Source organism: Streptomyces sp. NPDC088785 (assembly GCF_044750685.1).
GTDB lineage: Bacteria > Actinomycetota > Actinomycetes > Streptomycetales > Streptomycetaceae > Streptomyces.
Genome location: NZ_JBIVKH010000004.1, coordinates 516907 through 535225 on the forward strand (window position 1 = coordinate 516907; position 18319 = coordinate 535225).

General features: G+C 72.8%; 15 protein-coding genes. 10 read left to right on the top strand and 5 right to left on the bottom strand.

Annotated features, from left to right (window positions below):
- The first annotated feature begins 143 nt into the window (after nt 1-143).
- On the top strand, nt 144-635 hold the full coding sequence (locus ACIP5K_RS16300; protein WP_401409905.1) for a hypothetical protein: 492 nt from the start codon (nt 144-146) through the stop codon (nt 633-635).
- Nucleotides 636-748: 113 nt separating this feature from the next.
- On the opposite strand, the gene ACIP5K_RS16305 is transcribed toward ACIP5K_RS16300, so the two are convergent.
- From ACIP5K_RS16305 to ACIP5K_RS16315, 3 genes are all read right to left on the bottom strand, one after another.
- Nucleotides 749-1261, bottom strand: a complete 513-nt coding sequence (locus ACIP5K_RS16305; protein WP_401409907.1) for a hypothetical protein — start codon at nt 1259-1261, stop codon at nt 749-751.
- Between the two features lie 168 nt (nt 1262-1429).
- Entirely contained in the window at nt 1430-2191 is a 762-nt protein-coding gene (locus ACIP5K_RS16310) for a hypothetical protein (protein ID WP_401409909.1), read from the bottom strand.
- A gap of 19 nt (nt 2192-2210) precedes the next feature.
- Nucleotides 2211-2825: a hypothetical protein gene (locus ACIP5K_RS16315; protein WP_401409911.1), complete on the bottom strand. Its 615-nt coding sequence runs from the start codon at nt 2823-2825 to the stop codon at nt 2211-2213.
- 221 nt (nt 2826-3046) lie between these two features.
- On the opposite strand from ACIP5K_RS16315, the gene ACIP5K_RS16320 reads away from it, so the two are divergent.
- The 4 genes from ACIP5K_RS16320 (at nt 3047) to ACIP5K_RS16335 (ending at nt 7968) form a co-directional block, all read left to right on the top strand.
- Nucleotides 3047-3988 carry an SCO0930 family lipoprotein gene (locus tag ACIP5K_RS16320; RefSeq protein ID WP_401409913.1) on the top strand — a complete coding sequence of 314 codons (942 nt, stop codon included), beginning with the start codon at nt 3047-3049 and terminating at the stop codon, nt 3986-3988.
- Between the two features lie 296 nt (nt 3989-4284).
- Nucleotides 4285-5109 (top strand): SAM-dependent methyltransferase, encoded by an 825-nt coding sequence (locus ACIP5K_RS16325; protein WP_401409915.1) that lies wholly within the window; start codon nt 4285-4287, stop codon nt 5107-5109.
- The gene (locus ACIP5K_RS16330; protein ID WP_401409917.1) at nt 5106-7253 is read left to right on the top strand and encodes a putative bifunctional diguanylate cyclase/phosphodiesterase; all 2148 of its coding nucleotides are present in this window, start codon (nt 5106-5108) and stop codon (nt 7251-7253) included. Before ACIP5K_RS16325 ends, ACIP5K_RS16330 begins: the two co-directional genes overlap by 4 nt.
- Nucleotides 7254-7257: 4 nt before the next feature.
- A complete protein-coding gene (locus ACIP5K_RS16335; RefSeq protein WP_401409919.1) occupies nt 7258-7968 on the top strand; it encodes a VOC family protein in 711 nt (236 codons plus the stop codon).
- Nucleotides 7969-8010: 42 nt separating this feature from the next.
- Here the strand turns inward: ACIP5K_RS16335 and ACIP5K_RS16340 are convergent, their stop codons facing one another.
- Complete coding sequence (locus tag ACIP5K_RS16340; protein ID WP_401409921.1) at nt 8011-8910, bottom strand: LysR family transcriptional regulator; 900 nt, start codon at nt 8908-8910, stop codon at nt 8011-8013.
- Nucleotides 8911-9042: 132 nt separating this feature from the next.
- Here ACIP5K_RS16340 and ACIP5K_RS16345 point away from each other — a divergent pair, with 132 nt between their 5' ends.
- From ACIP5K_RS16345 to ACIP5K_RS16360, 4 genes are all read left to right on the top strand, one after another.
- A complete protein-coding gene (locus ACIP5K_RS16345; RefSeq protein ID WP_401409923.1) occupies nt 9043-9714 on the top strand; it encodes a succinate dehydrogenase in 672 nt (223 codons plus the stop codon).
- Nucleotides 9715-9719: 5 nt separating this feature from the next.
- Nucleotides 9720-11678: a fumarate reductase/succinate dehydrogenase flavoprotein subunit gene (locus ACIP5K_RS16350; protein ID WP_401409925.1), complete on the top strand. Its 1959-nt coding sequence runs from the start codon at nt 9720-9722 to the stop codon at nt 11676-11678.
- Nucleotides 11675-12421 (top strand): succinate dehydrogenase/fumarate reductase iron-sulfur subunit, encoded by a 747-nt coding sequence (locus tag ACIP5K_RS16355; protein WP_401409927.1) that lies wholly within the window; start codon nt 11675-11677, stop codon nt 12419-12421. Before ACIP5K_RS16350 ends, ACIP5K_RS16355 begins: the two co-directional genes overlap by 4 nt.
- Before the next feature lie 126 nt (nt 12422-12547).
- Nucleotides 12548-14065, top strand: coding sequence for an acyl-CoA synthetase (locus ACIP5K_RS16360; RefSeq protein ID WP_401409929.1), 1518 nt, complete (start codon nt 12548-12550; stop codon nt 14063-14065).
- Here ACIP5K_RS16360 and ACIP5K_RS16365 read toward each other — a convergent pair.
- Complete coding sequence (locus tag ACIP5K_RS16365; protein ID WP_401409930.1) at nt 14041-16407, bottom strand: ABC transporter; 2367 nt, start codon at nt 16405-16407, stop codon at nt 14041-14043. The genes ACIP5K_RS16360 and ACIP5K_RS16365 overlap by 25 nt on opposite strands.
- 197 nt (nt 16408-16604) lie before the next feature.
- On the opposite strand from ACIP5K_RS16365, the gene ACIP5K_RS16370 reads away from it, so the two are divergent.
- On the top strand, nt 16605-18209 hold the full coding sequence (locus tag ACIP5K_RS16370; protein WP_401409932.1) for a phosphodiester glycosidase family protein: 1605 nt from the start codon (nt 16605-16607) through the stop codon (nt 18207-18209).
- The last annotated feature ends 110 nt before the right edge of the window (nt 18210-18319 follow it).

An 18319-nucleotide genomic window follows, 5' to 3' on the forward strand; every position in this document is an offset into this window, starting at 1 on the left:
TTCTCGCGGTGTGTCGCCTCACCAGGACGGCCGATTCCCGAAATGCGGCTGCGCGCACGGCATCTGAGGGTTCGTCTGGGAGGCGTTCTCGCCGAAAGATCCCGGGGGCCGTTCCCCGGGGACGCCTTCCGCGGAGGATTTCCATGCGTACCACCCGTGCCCTGGCGGTGTCCGCCGCCGCGGTCCTCGCCGTCGGACTCGCAGCCCCCACCGCGTCGGCCTGGGAGGACCCGACCAATCTCGCCGTCACGCCCAGCGTCGTCCCGCGCGGTGGCGAGGTGACCGTGTCGGTCGACGGGACCAAGTGCCAGTCGAACAGCACGGCGACGTCGGACGCCTTCGGCACGATCAACCTCAGCGCGGTACCGGGCGGCAGCCAGGCCAGCGGAACGGCCACCATCAAGGACAACGCCGCCGTCGGCGCGCACGACGTGAGCGTCAGCTGCCAGGGCGCGCCGATGATGAGACCGGCGGCCTTCACGGTCATCCACGGCGGTGTCCGCGGTGGCCTCGGCGGCTCGACCCGGACCGGCGCGACCCCGACCGACATGGCGATCGGCGGGGCCCTGGTGGCCTCCGCGCTGATCGGCGGCGGGGTGTTCTGGATGCGCCGCCGCGCCGAGGGCAAGGCGTAGGACACCACCCCGAGACGGCGGGCCCCGTCCCCCCTTCACGGGGTCCGCGCACGAGGAGAGGGCCGGTGCCGGAGAACGCCTTGTCTCCGCCGCACCGGCCCTCCCGGGGTCAGTCAGGCGTCGCCCTCGCCGGTGCGCCGGCGCGAGAAGTAGTAGGCGCCGCCCATCGCGCCCAGGATCAGCGCGGCGCCGAGACCGATCTCGTGCAGGTCGAACCCGGCGAGACTGCCGCCGACCCCCGCCTTCACCCCGTGCGGCACCGGCGGCGGCATGGGGTTGTCCTGGCGGCCCGAGGCGATGGTCAGGTCCACGCTGCGGCTCGGTCCGCCCTTGCACTCGAACTTCACCGTGTACAGCGCGGCCTGCTTGGCGTCCCAGTCGACCGTCGCGGTCTTCTGACCGCTGCCGCCGTCGATCGTGACCGAGTCGAAGATGCCGGCCGAGACCGTGGTGACGTCGTCGCACCCGCTGGCGTAGAGCGTGACCTGCCCGCCCGCCGCGATCGTCGTGGGCGCGACACTGACGTGGAACGAGTCGTTGTCGCCCGCCGTCGCCGCGGGGGCGCAGAGCACGAGGCCGGTCAGGCCGAGCGCGGCGGCGGCGGAAGCGGTGCGTATCGCGGTCATGATGGGGTCCTCCGGGTCCGCGAGGAGCGGCTGCGGACCGGTTCCGCGCGCTGGGGACAAACACCTCGCTGTCCGAAACGCTAGGGACACCCCCTTATGGGCGCGATCGGTGTCGTGCGAACGGGGCACGCGTGTGGGCCGGACAGGGGACACGACGGCCCGGCGGCGTCATCCGGCGCCGGGGAACAGCATCAGGAACGGAGCGGCCGTCGCCGCCACCCCGCGGCTGTAGGGCGCGTCGAAGTCCCAGATGAGGAAGAGCAGGAAGGCGATCAGGGCGGAGAACAGCCCGGCGAGCAGCAGCTCGCGGGGTGTGCGGCGGATCTGGAGGGCGAAGATCATGCCGATGGTGACCAGCGCCCCGGTGATCAGGCCGAACCAGACCACGCCCGGCATGGTGGCGCCGGTGGAGTCCGCGCGGGCGTTGCGGGCGTCGTCGGCGGCGGTGACCTGGTCGAGCAGCGGCTGGTACGCCTGGGCCTCGAAGTCGTTCTTCGGCTCGTAGTCGGTGACGTCGTGCCGGACCTTGTCGAGCAGCTGGGTGCCCTTGTCGGTCAGCTCGCCCTTGGTGCGCATCGTGTGCCACTCGGTGGTCACGACATGGCTGACATATGCGTCGACATCCGCGCGGATCCGGTCGCGGACACCGGCCGGATAGACCCGTACGCGTTCGTGGACCTCGTGCAGCGCCTGCGCCTCGTTGCGGACGTGGTCCTGGGCGGCGCTGCGGGCCTCCCAGACGCCCGCGATGGCCAGACCCAGGACGATCGCGTAGACCACGCCGATCATCATCGTCATGTACTCGATCACGTCCGGGGTCTCGGACGGATCGTCGTCCTCACCGATCCTGCGCTGTTGCAGGACCTGGACGGCGAGCACGATGGCGCACGCGGCCACCATGGCGAGGACGAGAACAAGCCATTCCGACATCGTTTACCTCACGAAGAAATCAGCGGGGGCGCAGGGCGGCGACCGCGAGCACCGCGGGGGCGGTGATGAGCAGGGTGAGCGTGACCAGGGACGGGCCGCTCTGCGGCGGCGCGCGGTGGACGGCGGGGCGGTAGACCGGGAAGTGCACGGGCGTGGGGGTCGGCTCGGGCTTCGGCTTCGGCGTGGGGCTCTCGGTGGGCGTGGGCCTCGGGGTCGGCGTGGGGGTGGGTGTCGGGGTCGGGGCGGGCGCGGGGGGAGCCGCGGGCGGCGGCGGGACGGCCGCGCGCGGCGGGTCCGGTTCCGGCGCCGGTGGCGGTGGGGGCGGCGGGGGAGGGGGCGGAGGCGGTGGCGGTGTGGGCTTCGGCGGTGTCGGCTTGGGCGGTGTCGGTTTGGGCGTGGGCGTCTTCGGCGGGGGCGTGGTGGGGCCCGCGCTGCAATAGCCGCCGTCGCCGGCGACCGCCACGGCGCCGCCGCCCCCGTCGCCGTCGACGGACGCGTAGGCACAGCTGTCGGACGGGGCGAGGGCCGACGCCGCCGCGGCGGGCACGCCGCACAGCCAGGCGGTGAGCAGCACCGCGAGGACGCGTGGGACCAGGCCGGAGGATCGGGGTCCGGCCCGCTGGGTTCGATGCACGACCGAGAGCATGAGCACCGGCGCGCCCCGGCACGCCGAGATCGGCGCGGATTGCCCCGAAGGAGGGGTGTGGGAGCACTCGGGGTTTGCGCGCCCCGTGCGGGTGTCCGGGAGAAATCTTCGGCCGCGTTGAACGCGCCGGGCCTCGCCGCCCGTACCTAGGGCCATGTGCGAACCCGACCGGGATCACACAACACCCATGCAAATCAAGGGAGTTGACGATGAAGACCTCCTGGCGGAGCGCCTCGCTCGTAGCGACTGGTGCGGCCCTGCTGGCGCTGACGACGGCGTGCGGCCAGGACGAGGGCGGCCGGCGCACGGACGGACAGAACGTAGGTAACGCCGCACAGGCCCAGGGAGGTTACAGGGACGACGCGTACGGCTCGTCCGGGGACGGCTCCGCGAGCCCCGCCGCGAAGGCCGCACCCGCCGGCCAACTCGCAGCCCGGGACAGCGAGAAGTTGGGCAAGGTGCTTACCGACGGCGCGGGGATGACGTTCTACCGCTTCGACAAGGACACCGCGAAGCCGCCCAGGACGAACTGCGACGACACCTGCCGGAAGACCTGGCCCGCGGTGCCCGCGAGCGGCGCCAAGGCCGCCGCCGGGGTCGATCCCTCGCTGCTCGGCTCGGTCACCGCGGCGGACGGCACGAAGCAGCTCACCGTCGCCGGCTGGCCGGTCTACCGGTACGCCATGGACACCGCCCCCGGGGACGCCAAGGGCCAGGGCGTCGGCGGCGTCTGGTACGCCGCGGCCCCCGACGGCAAGAAGGCGGGCCCGGCCGCCGCCCCGGCGGACCTCCAGGGGCTGTCCACCCGCAACGACCCGAAACTCGGCGAGATCGTCGTCGACAAGAACGGCATGACCGTCTACCGCTTCCTCAAGGACTCCGCGTGGCCCATCAAGTCCGCCTGCGTGGGAGCGTGCGCGACGAAATGGCCGGCCGTCGAACCGGTCGCCAAGAACGACACGAAGAACATTCCCCTCAAGGGATTCATGGCCTTCACCAGGCCCGACGGCGGAAGGCAGCAGACACTGAACTGCTGGCCGGTCTACACGTTCTCCGGCGACAAGAAGCCGGGGGACGTCAACGGCCAGGGAGTCGGTGGCACCTGGTACGCGGCCTCCCCGCAGGGAAAGCCCGTGGGCGCGCCCCGGTGACCGCCGAGGAGGGGCCGGTGCGTGCGGCGCGCGGCGCGCAGTAGAGTCGTCCGGGATTCGGCGCATCGCCGGTCCGTTCCCACGAGGCCCGGTGCGGGCCGCACGAGGGGAACGGGCCGGTTTCTTTTCGGTGGGGAAAGAGATGATTTCGGGGTGGTTCCGCGTCGCCGCGCTTTGGCACGTGCCGCTGGTAGTGACCGAGAACGGACGGTCAATTTCCGTTTTGGCTCGCTCCTTTGTCGGTTGATCAGTAGCCTCGCCTCGAACACCGGATCGCCTACGCCTTGGAGAGTTTGATGGAGCGTCCTGCCTGGGCCCCGCAGGGCATCGACATCACGGTGCCCAGCGTGTCCCGGATCTACGACTACTACCTGGGCGGTTCGCACAACTTCGAGGTCGACCGGGACGCCGCCCGCAAGGCCATGGAGTTCCTGCCGGGCCTGCCCAAGATCATGCAGGCGAACCGGGCGTTCATGCGGCGGGCGGTGCGCTACGCGGCGGACCAGGGCGTGAGCCAGTTCCTCGACATCGGCTCGGGCATCCCCACCTTCGGCAACGTGCACGAGGTGGCGCAGCGGGCCCGGCCGGGCTCCCGCGTCGTCTACGTCGACCACGATCCGGTCGCCGTCGCGCACAGCAGGGCCGTCCTGGAGGGCGACCCGGACACCGCCGTGGTCGCCGCCGACCTGCGCTGCCCCCGGGAGATCCTGAAGAGCCCCGAGGTCGTCGAACTCCTCGACCTGGACCGGCCGGTGGCGCTCCTGCTGGTCGCCGTCCTGCACTTCGTCGAGGACGCCGACGACCCGTACGGCGCGGTGGCCGAACTCAGTGGGGCGCTCGCACCCGGCAGCCTGCTGGTCGTGACGCACGCCACCTATGAGGGAATGCCCATATCGACGGAGAAGGCCGGCGGCGCGGTCGACGTCTACCGCGACGACGTCCGCAACCCGCTGATCATGCGGGACCGCGAGCAGATCGAGCGGTTCTTCGAGGGATACGAAGTGGTCGACCCCGGCATCGTCCCGATACCGGAGTGGCGGCCGGAGAACGCGGCACAGGACATCCAGGACGCGGATCCGTACACATTCGCGGGCTATGTGGGAGTGGGGCGCAAGGCGTGAGCGAAGAGCCGGGCGGACCGGAAGACAGACTGCGCAGGTTCGCCACGATCTGGGGCCGGGCCATCTTCCCGGTGACGGCGACGTCCCTGACCAGGCCCGAGTTCGAGGACGAACTGATACCGCTGGCCCGCTCGCTGCGGGCGGCGCTGGCCGCGCGGACGCTGGACGCGGCACAGGGACAGGCCGTCGGCGCCGCGCTCGTCGACGCGCACTGCACCGACCCGGAGGCGCTCAGCCGCACCCTCGGCGTCGTCGACTCCTACCTCGTCCTGTACTGCGGCGAGGAGGCACAGACCCCCGAGCGCGAGGACGACCTGCGGGCCCGCTGCGCCCGCATCCAGCACGCGGTCGCCGCCGGTTTCGCCGCCGCGCTGCGCGAGCGCACCCTCGCCGAGCAGGAGGCCATATCGCGGGCCGCGCTCAACGCCCGCAGCGCCGTCGCGGAGGCCCTGCACGCGAGCGAGGCCCGGTTCCGCGCGGTCTTCCACGGCGCCGCGATCGGCATCGCCATCGCCTCCCTCGACGGCACGGTCCTGGAGGTGAACGACGCGCTGGTGCGGATGTTCGGCGGCGGCGAGGGCACGCTGCGCGGCCGCAACCTCCGCGACTGGACGCACCCCGACGACGCCCCGCAGGTCTGGCACCTCTACCAGGAGCTGGTGCGCGGCGACCGCGAGCACTACCGGGTGGAGAAGGCGTTCTACCGCCCCGACGGCACCGCCCTGTGGACGAACCTGACGATGTCGCTGCTGCGCGACAAGGACGGCGAACCGCAGTACCAGCTCGCGCTGATGGAGGACACCACGGAGCGCCGGCTGCTCAACCTGCGGCTGCGCTACGAGGCCACGCACGACGCGCTGACCGGCCTGCCCAACCGCACCCTGTTCTTCGAGCGCCTGGAGAAGGTGCTCGGCGCGGGCGAGGGCCGCCGCTTCGGCCTGTGCTACCTCGACCTCGACGGCTTCAAGACCATCAACGACAGCCTCGGCCACGCCGTCGGCGACCGGCTCCTCGTCGAGGTCGCCGACCGGCTCCAGGCCTGCGCCACCGCGCGCGGCGAGATGGTGGCCCGGCTCGGCGGCGACGAGTTCGTGGCCCTCACCACCGGCCCCGACACCCGGACCGAGGTCGACGAGCTCGCGGGCCGGATCATGAACGCGCTGTCCACGCCCATCCGCATCGACGGCCGCGAACTCACCGTGCGCGGCTCGATCGGCATCGTCGAGGGCCCGGCCGCCGACCGCAGCCCCGCCGAGGTGCTGCGCAGCGCCGACATCACCATGTACCGGGCCAAGTCCGCGGGCGGCAACCGCTACGAACTGGCCGACCCGGAGGCCGACGCCCGCGCCATCACCCGGCACGGCCTGACGACGGCGCTGCCCGCGGCCCTGGACCGCGGCGAGTTCTTCATCGAGTACCAGCCGCTGGTCCACCTCGGCGACGGCAGTGTGCGCGGCGCCGAGGCGCTGGTCCGCTGGCTGCACCCGCAGCACGGGGTGCTCGGCCCGGACCGGTTCATCCCGCTCGCCGAGCACACCGGGCTCATCGTGCCGCTCGGCCGCTGGGTCCTGGAGGAATCGGTTCGCCAGGCGTGCGTGTGGCAGGACCGGCACGCGGACGCGGGCCCGCTGCGCATCAACGTCAATCTGTCGCCGAAGCAGCTCACGCACCCCGGGCTCGTCGCCGACACGGTCGACATCCTGGAGCGCTCCGGCCTCGAACCCGGCGCGCTCTGCCTGGAGGTCACCGAGTCCGCGCTGATCGGCGCCGACGACGACCTCCTCAAGCCGCTGCGCCGGCTGTCGGAGATGGGGGTCGACATAGCGCTGGACGACTTCGGCACCGGCTACTCGAACCTCGCGAACCTGCGCAGGCTCCCGGTCAACGTGCTCAAGCTGGACCGTTCCTTCACCCAGGGGATGCAGCAGTTCCCCGCGGACCCGGTCGACCTGAAGATCGTCGAGGGCATCGTCTCGCTCGCCCACAGCCTGGACCTCGCCGTCACGGTCGAGGGCGTGGAGACCGGCGCCCAGGCCGAGCAGCTGAAGGAGCTGGGCTGCGACACCGCCCAGGGCTGGTACTACGCCCGCCCCGGCCCGCCGGACCGCCTGCACGAGCTGGCGCTCGCCGACGCCACGGGGTGAGCCGGTGACCGTCCGCTGGGTGTATGCGTTCATCGACCGGCCGTACGAGGACGTCGACGCGGCCGGTGACTTCTGGACCCGGGTCACGGGCACCCGGCGGTCCGCGCCGCGCGGCGCGCGCGGGGAGTTCGTGACGCTCGTGCCGTCCGAGGGCGACCCGTACCTCAAGGTGCAGGGCGTCGCGGACGGCCCGGGCGGGGCGCACCTCGACCTCGCGGTGGAGGACGTGCCGGGCGAGGCGGCGCGGGCGCGCTCCCTCGGCGCCGTCCCGGTCCTCGCCGAGGACGGTCTCGCGGTCCTCAGGTCGCCGGCCGGTCATGCGTTCTGCCTGGTGCCGTGGCAGGGGGAGCGGACCCGGCCGCCCTGGGACGACCGCGCCGGCCGGCTCGACCAGCTGTCCCTGGACACGGCGCCGGGGGTGTACGCGGCGGAGGCCCGGTTCTGGGCCGCCCTCACCGGGTGGCCCGAAGTGCCGTGCGAGAGCCCGGAGTTCCGGCTGCTGGCGGCGGACGCGGTCCCCGTCCAGCTGCTGCTCCAGCGGCTCGAATCCGACGCACCGCCGTCGGCCCACCTGGACCTGGCCTGCGGGGAGCCGTCCCGGGCGCGGGCGTGGCATGTCGCGGCCGGGGCCGAGCCGGTGGGGGAGGGGCGCGCCTGGCACGTCATGCGGGACCCCTCCGGAGGGCTGTACTGCTTGACGAACCGCACGCCGTAGGGGCCGTCCCGCGTCCGGCCGACGGCCACCGCCGGCCACGCCTCAGGGCGCGGGGGAGCCGCGCTCCAGCAGCATGCCCTGAAGCTCTCGCGCGGCCCGCGGCGGGGCCACGTCCGAGCGGTGGGCCAGGGCGATGGTGCGGCGCAGACCCGGGCGGGCCAGCGGCGTGACCCGGAGACCGGACCCCGGCCGCATCGCCACCATCGACGGCACCACGGCCACCCCGAGCCCGGCCCGCACGAACCCCAGCACGGCATCCATCTCGCCGCCCTCCACCGCGAAGTCCGGCTCGAACCCCTCGGCCCGGCACGCCGCGACGGTCAGCTCCCGCAGGTCGTACCCGTGCCGGAACATGACGAGCCGCTCGCCCTCCAGGTCGCCGATGCGCACGGAGCGCCCCCCGCGCCCCGGCCGCGGCGCGCTCGGCGAGGACACCACGACCAGCTCCTCGCGCAGCAGCTCCACGGTGGTCAGCGCGGGCGCGGGCGCCGGAAGCGGCAGCACGACCAGCGCCAGGTCCAGCGCCCCGCGGGCCAGCTCCCGTACGAGGTCGTGCGAGCCGCCCTCCTCGACGAGCAGCTGGATCCCCGGATAGCGGTCGTGGAAGGCGCGCAGCACGTCGGGGAGCAGACCGGTGCACAGGGACGGCGTGGCCCCCAGCCGCACCCGGCCCCGCCGCAGCTGCGCCAGCTCCTGCACCTCGTGCCGGGCGGTGTCGGCGTCGGCGAGGATCCGCCGGGCCGGCGGCAGCAGCGCCTCCCCGGCGTCGGTCAGCGTGATGTTCCCGCGCGCCCGCTGGAAGAGATCGGCCCCCAGCTCCCGCTCCAGGGCCCTGATCTGCTGGGACAGGGACGGCTGCGCGACGTGGACCAGCTCGGCCGCGCGGGTGAAGTGCCGGGTCTCCGCGACCGCGACGAAGTACTGGAGCTGCTGGAACTGCATGACGCCCACTGTACCGCCACGATAGCCGCAGCCTATGGAAATGAGCTGTTCCATGTCTTGGACCGATCGGGTCCTCGGGCCCTACCGTCAGGTCCCATGGCTCTGGCAACGCGGACGGACCGACGACCGTCCATGGCACGCACGGTGTGGGACAGCTCCGTCGGGAAGAAGACCGTGATGGCGGTCAGCGGCATCGTGATGCTGCTCTACCTGGTCGCCCACATGATCGGAAACCTCAAGATCTTCTTCGGCCCCGAGGAGATCGACCACTACGCACGCTGGCTGCGCACCATGGGCGGCCCGGTCCTGCACCACGAGTGGGGCCTGTGGATCGTGCGCGTCGTCCTCGTCGTCGCCGTGGTGGCGCACGCCACGTCCGCGTACCAGCTCAGCCGCCGCGACATCAGGGCGCGCCCGACCAGGTACGCGCACAAGAAGCCGGGCGCCGGCTACGCCACCCGCACCATGCGCTGGGGCGGCGTCATCCTCGGCCTGTTCATCGTCTGGCACATCCTCGACCTGACGACCGGCACGGTGCACCCCGGCGGGTACCAGCACCTGCACCCCTACCAGAACATCATCGACACGTTCTCGACCTGGTACGGCAACGTCATCTACATCGTCGCGATGCTCGCCCTCGGCCTGCACATCCAGCACGGGTTCTGGAGCGCCGCGCAGACCCTCGGCGTCGGCAGCCGCACCCGTGACCGTGTCCTGAAGACCGCCGGCAACGCCCTCGCCGCACTGCTCACGCTCGGCTTCGTCGCCGTGCCCGTGGGCGTCATGACCGGATTGGTGAGCTGAAGAACATGACCTCGTCCCGCGAGTACACCGACTACGCGACCGGTGCCCCCGTCGTCGACGCCACGGCGCCGGGCGGGCCCGTGCACGAGCGCTGGGACACCCGGCGCTTCGAGGCGAAGCTGGTCAACCCCGCCAACCGCCGCAAGCACACCGTCATCGTCGTCGGCACCGGCCTCGCCGGCGGTTCGGCCGGCGCGACGCTCGCCGAACAGGGCTACCACGTCGTCCAGTTCTGCTTCCAGGACTCGCCGCGCCGCGCCCACTCGGTCGCCGCGCAGGGCGGCATCAACGCCGCGAAGAACTACCGCAACGACGGCGACTCCGTGCACCGCCTCTTCTACGACACGGTCAAGGGCGGCGACTTCCGCGCCCGCGAGTCGAACGTGCACCGCCTCGCCCAGATCTCCGTCGAGATCATCGACCAGTGCGTGGCGCAGGGCGTGCCCTTCGCCCGCGAGTACGGCGGCCTCCTCGACAACCGCTCCTTCGGCGGCGTCCAGGTCTCCCGCACCTTCTACGCGCGCGGGCAGACCGGCCAGCAGCTGCTGCTCGGCGCCTACCAGGCGCTCAGCCGCCAGGTCGCCGCGGGCAACGTCGAGCTGCATCCCCGTACCGAGATGCTCGACCTGGTGATCGTCGACGGCAAGGCGCGCGGCATCGTCGCGCGGGACCTCGTCACCGGCAGGATCGACACCTACTTCGCGGACGCCGTCGTGCTCGCCTCCGGCGGTTACGGCAACGTGTTCTACCTGTCGACGAACGCCATGAACTCCAACGCCACGGCGATCTGGCGGGCCCACCGGCGCGGCGCGTACTTCGCCAACCCGTGCTTCACCCAGATCCACCCCACCTGCATCCCGCGCACCGGCGACCACCAGTCGAAGCTGACCCTGATGAGCGAGTCGCTGCGCAACGACGGCCGCATCTGGGTGCCGAAGGCCAAGGGCGACGACCGGCCCGCCCACCGGATCCCCGAGGACGAGCGCGACTACTACCTGGAGCGCATCTACCCCTCGTTCGGCAACCTGGTGCCGCGCGACATCGCCTCGCGCGCCGCCAAGAACGTGTGCGACGAGGGCAAGGGCGTCGGGCCCGGCGGGCAGGGCGTCTACCTGGACTTCGCCGACGCCATCCGGCGGATGGGCCGCAAGGCCGTCGAGGCGAAGTACGGCAACCTCTTCGACATGTATCAGCGGATCACCGACGAGGACCCGTACCAGGTGCCCATGCGGATCTACCCGGCCGTGCACTACACGATGGGCGGCCTGTGGGTCGACTACGACCTCCAGACCACCGTCCCGGGGCTCTTCGCCATCGGCGAGGCGAACTTCTCCGACCACGGCGCGAACCGGCTCGGCGCCTCCGCGCTGATGCAGGGCCTCGCGGACGGCTACTTCGTCCTCCCGGCCACCATCAACGACTACCTGGCGAAGAACCCGCACCACGACGAGGTCGGCGCAGACCACCCGGTCGTGCAGGAGGTCGTCGCCGAGACGGAGGACCGGCTGAACCTGCTGCTGTCCGTCGACGGCGACCGCACCCCCGACTCCTTCCACCGCGAACTCGGCGAACTGATGTGGGAGTTCTGCGGCATGGCCCGCACCGACGAGGGCCTGCGCAAGGCCCTCGACCGGATCCCGCAGATCCGCGAGGAGTTCTGGCGCCGCATCAAGGTGCCCGGCGTCGGCGAGGAGTTCAACCAGTCCCTGGAGAAGGCGAACCGCATCGTCGACTACCTCGAACTGGCCGAGCTGATGTGCCTCGACGCACTGCACCGCGCCGAGTCCTGCGGCGGCCACTTCCGCGAGGAGTCGCAGACCCCCGACGGCGAGGCCGCCCGCGTCGACGAGGAGTTCTCCTACGCCGCCGCCTGGGAGTTCACCGGCACCGGCCACGCCCCCACCCTGCACAAGGAAGACCTGGTCTTCGAGTACGTCCACCCCACCCAGCGGAGCTACGCATGAAGCTCACCCTGCGCGTCTGGCGCCAGCGGAACCCCGACGCCGAAGGCGCCATGTCCACCTACGAGGTGGACGGCATCAGCCAGGACATGTCGTTCCTGGAGATGCTCGACACCCTCAACGAGGAACTCATCGTGGGCGGCGAGGACCCCGTCGCCTTCGACCACGACTGCCGCGAGGGCATCTGCGGCGCGTGCAGCCTCGTCATCAACGGCGACGCCCACGGCCCCGAACGCACCACCACCTGCCAGCTGCACATGCGGTCCTTCCAGGACGGCGACACGATCGACATCGAGCCGTGGCGCGCCGCCGCCTTCCCGGTCATCAAGGACCTGGTCGTCGACCGCACGGCCTTCGACCGGATCATCCAGGCCGGCGGCTACATCACCGCGCCGACCGGCACGGCCCCCGAGGCGCACGCCACCCCCGTGCCCAAGCCGGACGCGGACTTCGCCTTCGAACACGCCGAGTGCATCGGCTGCGGCGCCTGCGTCGCGGCCTGCCCGAACGGCGCCGCCATGCTGTTCACCTCCGCCAAGATCAACCACCTGAACGTGCTGCCGCAGGGCGCCCCCGAGCGGGAGACCCGGGTCCTGGACATGGTGGCCCAGATGGACGACGAGGGCTTCGGCGGCTGCACGCTGGCCGGCGAGTGCGCGACGGCCTGCCCCAAGGGCATACCGCTGTTCTCCATCACGAACATGAACAAGGAGTGGCTGCGCGCGAACCGCAAGGTCAGCCGCTGAGCCGCACCACCACACGTCCCGCGAACAGCGCGGGGTGGGCGGGGCCGGGAGCAGGTGCTCTCCCGGCCCCGTCATCGCGCACCGGGGTCTGACGCCGCGTCATACGGGCGCGGTACGGTCCGCTCCATGTATCCGGGAACGTACGACCGAGCCAGGCCGGCCGTCGTCACGGCCGACGGCGGCACCACCCTCACCTACGGCGCGCTGGAGGAGAACTCGCTGCGCCTCGCCGACCATCTGCGCTCCACGGGGCTGCGCCGGGGCGACCATCTCGCCCTGCTCTGCGGCAACGAGCCGCGCGCCCTGGAGGTCTACTGGGCCGCGATGCGCTCGGGCCTCTACCTCACGGCCGTCAACCACCACCTCACCGCCGACGAGGCCGCCTACATCGTGCGGGACTGCGGGGCGAGCGCCCTCGTCGTCTCCGGGCCGCTGCGCGCACTGGGCGCGGCCGTCGCCGCGGCGGCGCCCGGCGTCACCCAGGTGCTCGGCCTCGACGACGGGACCTACGACGCCGCGCTGGCCGCCGCGTCCGCCGAGCCGCCCGCCGTGCAGCCGCGCGGCACCGACATGCTCTACTCGTCCGGGACCACCGGCCGCCCCAAGGGCGTCGAACCGGCCCTGCCGGACGGCGACGTGCGCACCGAACCGTCCACGGTGCAGCTCCTCTTCCAGCCCATGTACGGCTTCGACGAGCAGACGGTCTACCTCTGTCCCGCGCCGCTCTACCACGCCGCGCCGCTGCGCTTCTGCGGCACGATCACCGCGACCGGGGGCACCGTCGTCCTCATGGAATCCTTCGACGCCGAAGGGGCGTTGGCGGCGATCGAACGGCACCGGGTCACCCACAGCCAGTGGGTGCCGACCATGTTCGTGCGCATGCTGAAGCTGCCGCCCGCCGTCCGGGAGCGCTACGACACGTCGTCGATGAAGGTCGCCGTCCACGCGGCGGCGCCCTGCCCCGCGGAGGTGAAGCGCCGGATGATGCGGTGGTGGGGGCCGGTCCTGTACGAGTACTACGCGTCGACCGAGGGTAACGGGATCACGTTCATCGGCCCGGACGAGTGGCTGCGCAAGCCGGGTTCCGTCGGACGCGCCGGTCTCCTCGGCGAGTTGAGGATCTGTGACGAGGAGGGGAAGGTCCTGCCGCCAGGGGAGACCGGCACCGTCTACTTCGAGCGCGACGAACTGCCGTTCCGCTACCACCGCGACGACGACCGCACCCGCGAGGCCCAGCACCCCGCCCACCCGGCGTGGACCACCACCGGGGACATCGGCCACGTCGACGAGGACGGGTACCTCTTCCTCACCGACCGCAAGGCATTCATGATCATCTCGGGTGGGGTCAACATCTACCCGCAGGAGATCGAGGACTGCCTCGTCCTGCACCCGGCCGTCGCCGACGTGGCCGTCGTCGGGGTGCCGGACGAGGAGATGGGGGAGTCGGTCCGCGCCTACGTCCGGCCCGAGGACGGGGTGTCCGCCGCACCGGAACTCGCCGCCGAGCTGATCGCGTACGTACGCGACCGGATGGCACACCACAAGGCGCCCAGAGCCGTCGAGTTCGTCGCCTCGCTGCCGCGCACACCCACCGGGAAGCTGGCCAAGGGCCGGCTCCGTCAGGGCAGCAGCCGCCGCAGGTAGGGGGCGGTCCGGCTGTCCGGGTGGGCGGCCACCGCGGCGGGCGGCCCGGCGGCGACGACCCGGCCGCCCGCGTCCCCGCCGCCGGGCCCCATGTCGATCACCCAGTCCGCGCCCGCGACGACCGCCATGTCGTGCTCCACGACCACCACCGAGTGCCCGGCGTCCACCAGCCCGTTCAGCTGCTGCAGCAGCACCTCCACGTCCGCCGGGTGCAGTCCCGTGGTCGGCTCGTCCAGCAGGTACAGCGTGTGCCCGCGCCGCACCCGCTGCAACTCGCTCGCCAGCTTGACGCGCTGGGCCTCGCCGCCGGACAGCTCGGTCGCCGGCTGGCCCAGCCGCAGATAGCCGAGGCCGACGTCGAGCAGGGTCCGCAGACTGCGCGCCACGGCCGTGGCCGCGGGATCGTCGGCGAAGAACGCGGCGGCCGACTCCACGGTCAGATCGAGGACCTGCGCGATGTTCAGCCCCCGATAGGTCACGTCGAGCGTCTCGGGGTTGTAGCGGGCGCCGCCGCAGGACGGGCACGGGGCGTACGTGCTCGGCAGGAAGAGCAGCTCGACGCTGACGAACCCCTCGCCCTGGCAGGTCTCGCAGCGCCCGCCGCCGACGTTGAAGGAGAAGCGGCCCACGCCGTAGCCGCGGGCCCGCGCCCCGTCGGTCGCCGCGAACACCTTGCGGACGACGTCGAACAGGCCCGTGTACGTGGCGAGGTTGGAGCGCGGCGTGCGCCCGATCGGCTTCTGGTCCACGACCACCAGCCGGTCCACGCCCCCCTCCCGGTCCTCCGCGATCTCCCCGATCAGGGTCGACTTGCCGGATCCCGAGACGCCGGTGACGGCCGTGAACGCGCCGAGCGGGATCTGGGCGGACACGTCCCGCAGATTGTGCCGGGTCACCGGACCGAGCGCGAACCAGGCCCGCGGCGTGCGGACCTGACGTGCCGTCACCGGGGAGTCGTCGAACAGGAAACGGGCCGTCGCCGAGGCCTCGACCCCCTTCAGTGCGGCCACCGGTCCGCTGTGCAGCACCTCGCCGCCGTGCTCCCCGGCCAGCGGCCCCACATCGACCAGCCAGTCCGCGTGCCGCATCACGTCCAGCTGGTGCTCGACCACGAAGACCGAGTTGCCGGCCGCCTTCAGCCGGTCGAGGACCGTCAGCAGCGACTCGGTGTCGGCGGGGTGCAGGCCCGCCGACGGTTCGTCCAGGACGTACACGACGCCGAACAGCCCCGACCGCAACTGCGTGGCCAGCCGCAGCCGTTGCAGCTCGCCCGAGGAGAGCGTGGGCGTGGCGCGGTCCAGGCTCAGATAGCCGAGCCCGAGTTCCGTGACCGTGCCGATCCGGGCCCGCAGGTCGTCGGTGAGGACGCGCGCCGTCTCGGACGGATCGGGGATGTCGAGGATCCGGGCCAGCTCCGTCAGGGGCAGCCGGGCCAGCTCCGCCACGTCGCGCCCCGCGAAGGTGACCGCCAGCGACTCGGGCCGCAGCCGCGCCCCGCCGCACACCGGGCACGGCGTGCTGTGCAGGAAACCCTCCGCCCGCGCCCGCAGCGCCGGGCTCTTGGAGTCGGCGAAGGTCTTCAGCACGTACCGGTTCGCGCTCATGTACGTGCCCTGGTACGGGCGGTGGATGCGGTCCGCGTCCCGCACCGGGTGCACGGTCACCACCGGCTGCTCGTCGGTGAACAGGATCCAGTCCCGGTCCTCCCGCGGCAGCTCCCGCCACGGCCGGTCCACGTCGTGGCCGAGCGCCCCGAGGATGTCCCGCAGGTTCTTGCCCTGCCAGGCGCCGGGCCAGGCCGCGATCGCGCCCTCGCGGATCGACAGCGACGGATCGGGCACCAGCAGGTCCTCGGTGGTGCGGTGGACCCGGCCCAGGCCGTGGCACTCCGGGCAGGCCCCGGCCGCCGTGTTCGGCGAGAACGCGTCCGAGTCCAGCCGCCGCGCGCCGCGCGGATAGCGGCCCGCCCGCGAGAACAGCATCCGCAGCGAGTTCGACAGCGTGGTGACCGTGCCGACCGAGGACCGCGACGTCGGCGCCGACCGGCTCTGCTGCAACGACACCGCGGGCGGCAGCCCGCTGATCGAGCCGACCTTCGGCGCGCCCACCTGATGGATCAGCCGGCGCGCGTACGGGGCGACCGACTCGAAGTAGCGGCGCTGCGCCTCCGCGTAGATCGTCCCGAAGGCGAGCGAGGACTTCCCCGAGCCCGACACCCCCGTGAAGACCGCGAGGACGTCCCGGGGCACGTCGACATCGACACCCTTGAGGTTGTGCTCGCGGGCGCCGCGCACCCGCACGAGGCCGTCGGGGCGGGGATCGGACGGGTCGGGGTGGTGCATGCGGCGGGCTCCCGGTCGTGCGGCGGGCTCTGTACGTCGTCCTCCATGATCCACCCACCGGGCCGGGTGGCGCGCGCCCGGCGGCGCGGCGATGGACGTCCCGGAGAACGTCCGATGAATGATGTGCACATGCCTTGACGGCCCGTCGCGGGCCCACGCACCGTTACGGGGGTCTTCTTCGGTCGAGTGGGGGATTCGTGAACAGCAGACTGTTCGGCGTCGGCGCGGCCCTGTGCGTCCTCGCCCTGGTGGGAGCGGCTCCCGCACCGGCCGCGCCGGCGCCCCCGCGCGGACTGCCGCTCGGCGCCGCGGGCCTGGCCGAGACCCGGACGACCCGCACGCTCCATCCGGGCGTGACGCTCACCCGCATCGTGCGCGGCGCCGACGCCCCGGCCATGGCCTGGACCGTGGAGCTCGCCATTCCCGGCGGCGCCGGATCCCCCGACCCGGACGCGCCGCCGGCCGCGCTCAAGGACGAGGCGAGCGCGGACGCGCTGCTCGCGGCGCTGCGCGCCAAGGGCTTCGACGCCCGATCCGAGCGGGTCACCACCCCGGCGACCGCCGACTACGCGGGCGGCACGCTCGGCTGGCGGGTCCGCGTCGGCGCCTTCCCCGGCGAGAGCGCGGCCACCGCCGAACGCACCCGGCTGCGCGCCGCCGGATACACCGGGTCCGCCTGGTACACCGGCTGGGACGGCGACGCCGGTGACCGCGGGCCCTGGCGCCTCGACGTCCTCACCATCGACCCGAGGGCGTTCCGCGGCGCACTGCGGGCCACCTACGGCCCCGACCTGGAGAACCGCGAGACCACCAGCGCGCTCGCCGCCGCCGACCGGGCGACCGCGGGCGTCAACGCGGGCTTCTTCGTCCTGGACCCCAGGGCCGGCGCGCCCGGCGACCCGGCCGGCGTCGGCGTCTACGGCGGACGCCTGCTCAGCGAGGCGGTCGGCGGCCGCCCCGGGCTCGTCGTCCACGACTCCGGACGCGGCACCGGCGTCACCCGCCTCACCTGGAGCGGCAGCGTCGGCACGGGCCGCACCGCGCTGCCGCTGGACGGCGTCGACCGCGTCCCCGGGCTGATCCGCAACTGCGGCGGCACCGCCGACGACCTCCCCACGGCCCGTCCGCTGCACGACACCACGTGCACGGACCCCGACGAACTCGTCGCCTTCACCGAGGAGTTCGGCAAGGAGACGCCGAAGGGCGACGGAGCCGAGGCCGTCCTCGACCGCCGCGGCACGGTCGTCGCGGTGCGCACCCCGCGCGGCGGCGCCCTGCCCGCCGGGGGCCGCAGCGTCCAGGCGACCGGCGGCTACGCGGCCCGGCTCACCGCCCTCGCCCGGGTCGGCCGGCCGCTGCGGATCCGGAGTGGCCTGGAGGACGGCAGGGGCCGCCCGGTCGTACCGTCCCGCACCACCAGCGTCCTCAACGGCGGGCCCGAACTCGTCCGCGACGGCCGCCCGCACGTCACCGTGGCCACCGACGGCATGGTCCAGCCCGGCAACCCGAGCTTCTACTACGGCTGGGCGCACAAGCGGAACCCGCGCACCTTCGCCGGCACGGACGCCGCGGGCCGCACCGTGCTCGTCACCGCCGACGGCCGCGGCACCGGATCGCTCGGCCTGAGCATCCCGGAGAGCGCGGCGGTCGCCGCGGCGCTGGGCCTCAGGGACGCCATGAACCTCGACGGCGGCGGCTCGACCACGATGGTCGTCGACGGCCAGGTGATCAACGACCCGTCCGACGCCACCGGCGAACGCCCGGTGGGGGACGCCCTCCTCGTCCTCCCCACCAGGAACTGACCCCCGGCACCGCACCAGGAACCGAGCCCCGGCACCGCAGTACGCAGCACGGCCCGGCACCGCAGCACGCAGCAAAGCCCGGCACCGCAGCAGGAGCACGACCCGCCGCC

Bases quoted from the DNA above. Each gene is read 5' to 3' on its own strand.
- ACIP5K_RS16300 (WP_401409905.1), top strand. From the start codon at position 144: ATGCGTACCACCCGTGCCCTGGCGGTGTCCGCCGCCGCGGTCCTCGCC.
- ACIP5K_RS16305 (WP_401409907.1), bottom strand. From the start codon at position 1,261: ATGACCGCGATACGCACCGCTTCCGCCGCCGCCGCGCTCGGCCTGACC.
- ACIP5K_RS16310 (WP_401409909.1), bottom strand. From the start codon at position 2,191: ATGTCGGAATGGCTTGTTCTCGTCCTCGCCATGGTGGCCGCGTGCGCC.
- ACIP5K_RS16320 (WP_401409913.1), top strand. From the start codon at position 3,047: ATGAAGACCTCCTGGCGGAGCGCCTCGCTCGTAGCGACTGGTGCGGCC.
- ACIP5K_RS16325 (WP_401409915.1), top strand. From the start codon at position 4,285: ATGGAGCGTCCTGCCTGGGCCCCGCAGGGCATCGACATCACGGTGCCC.
- ACIP5K_RS16340 (WP_401409921.1), bottom strand. From the start codon at position 8,910: ATGCAGTTCCAGCAGCTCCAGTACTTCGTCGCGGTCGCGGAGACCCGG.
- ACIP5K_RS16345 (WP_401409923.1), top strand. From the start codon at position 9,043: ATGGCACGCACGGTGTGGGACAGCTCCGTCGGGAAGAAGACCGTGATG.
- ACIP5K_RS16350 (WP_401409925.1), top strand. From the start codon at position 9,720: ATGACCTCGTCCCGCGAGTACACCGACTACGCGACCGGTGCCCCCGTC.
- ACIP5K_RS16355 (WP_401409927.1), top strand. From the start codon at position 11,675: ATGAAGCTCACCCTGCGCGTCTGGCGCCAGCGGAACCCCGACGCCGAA.
- ACIP5K_RS16360 (WP_401409929.1), top strand. From the start codon at position 12,548: ATGTATCCGGGAACGTACGACCGAGCCAGGCCGGCCGTCGTCACGGCC.
- ACIP5K_RS16365 (WP_401409930.1), bottom strand. From the start codon at position 16,407: ATGCACCACCCCGACCCGTCCGATCCCCGCCCCGACGGCCTCGTGCGG.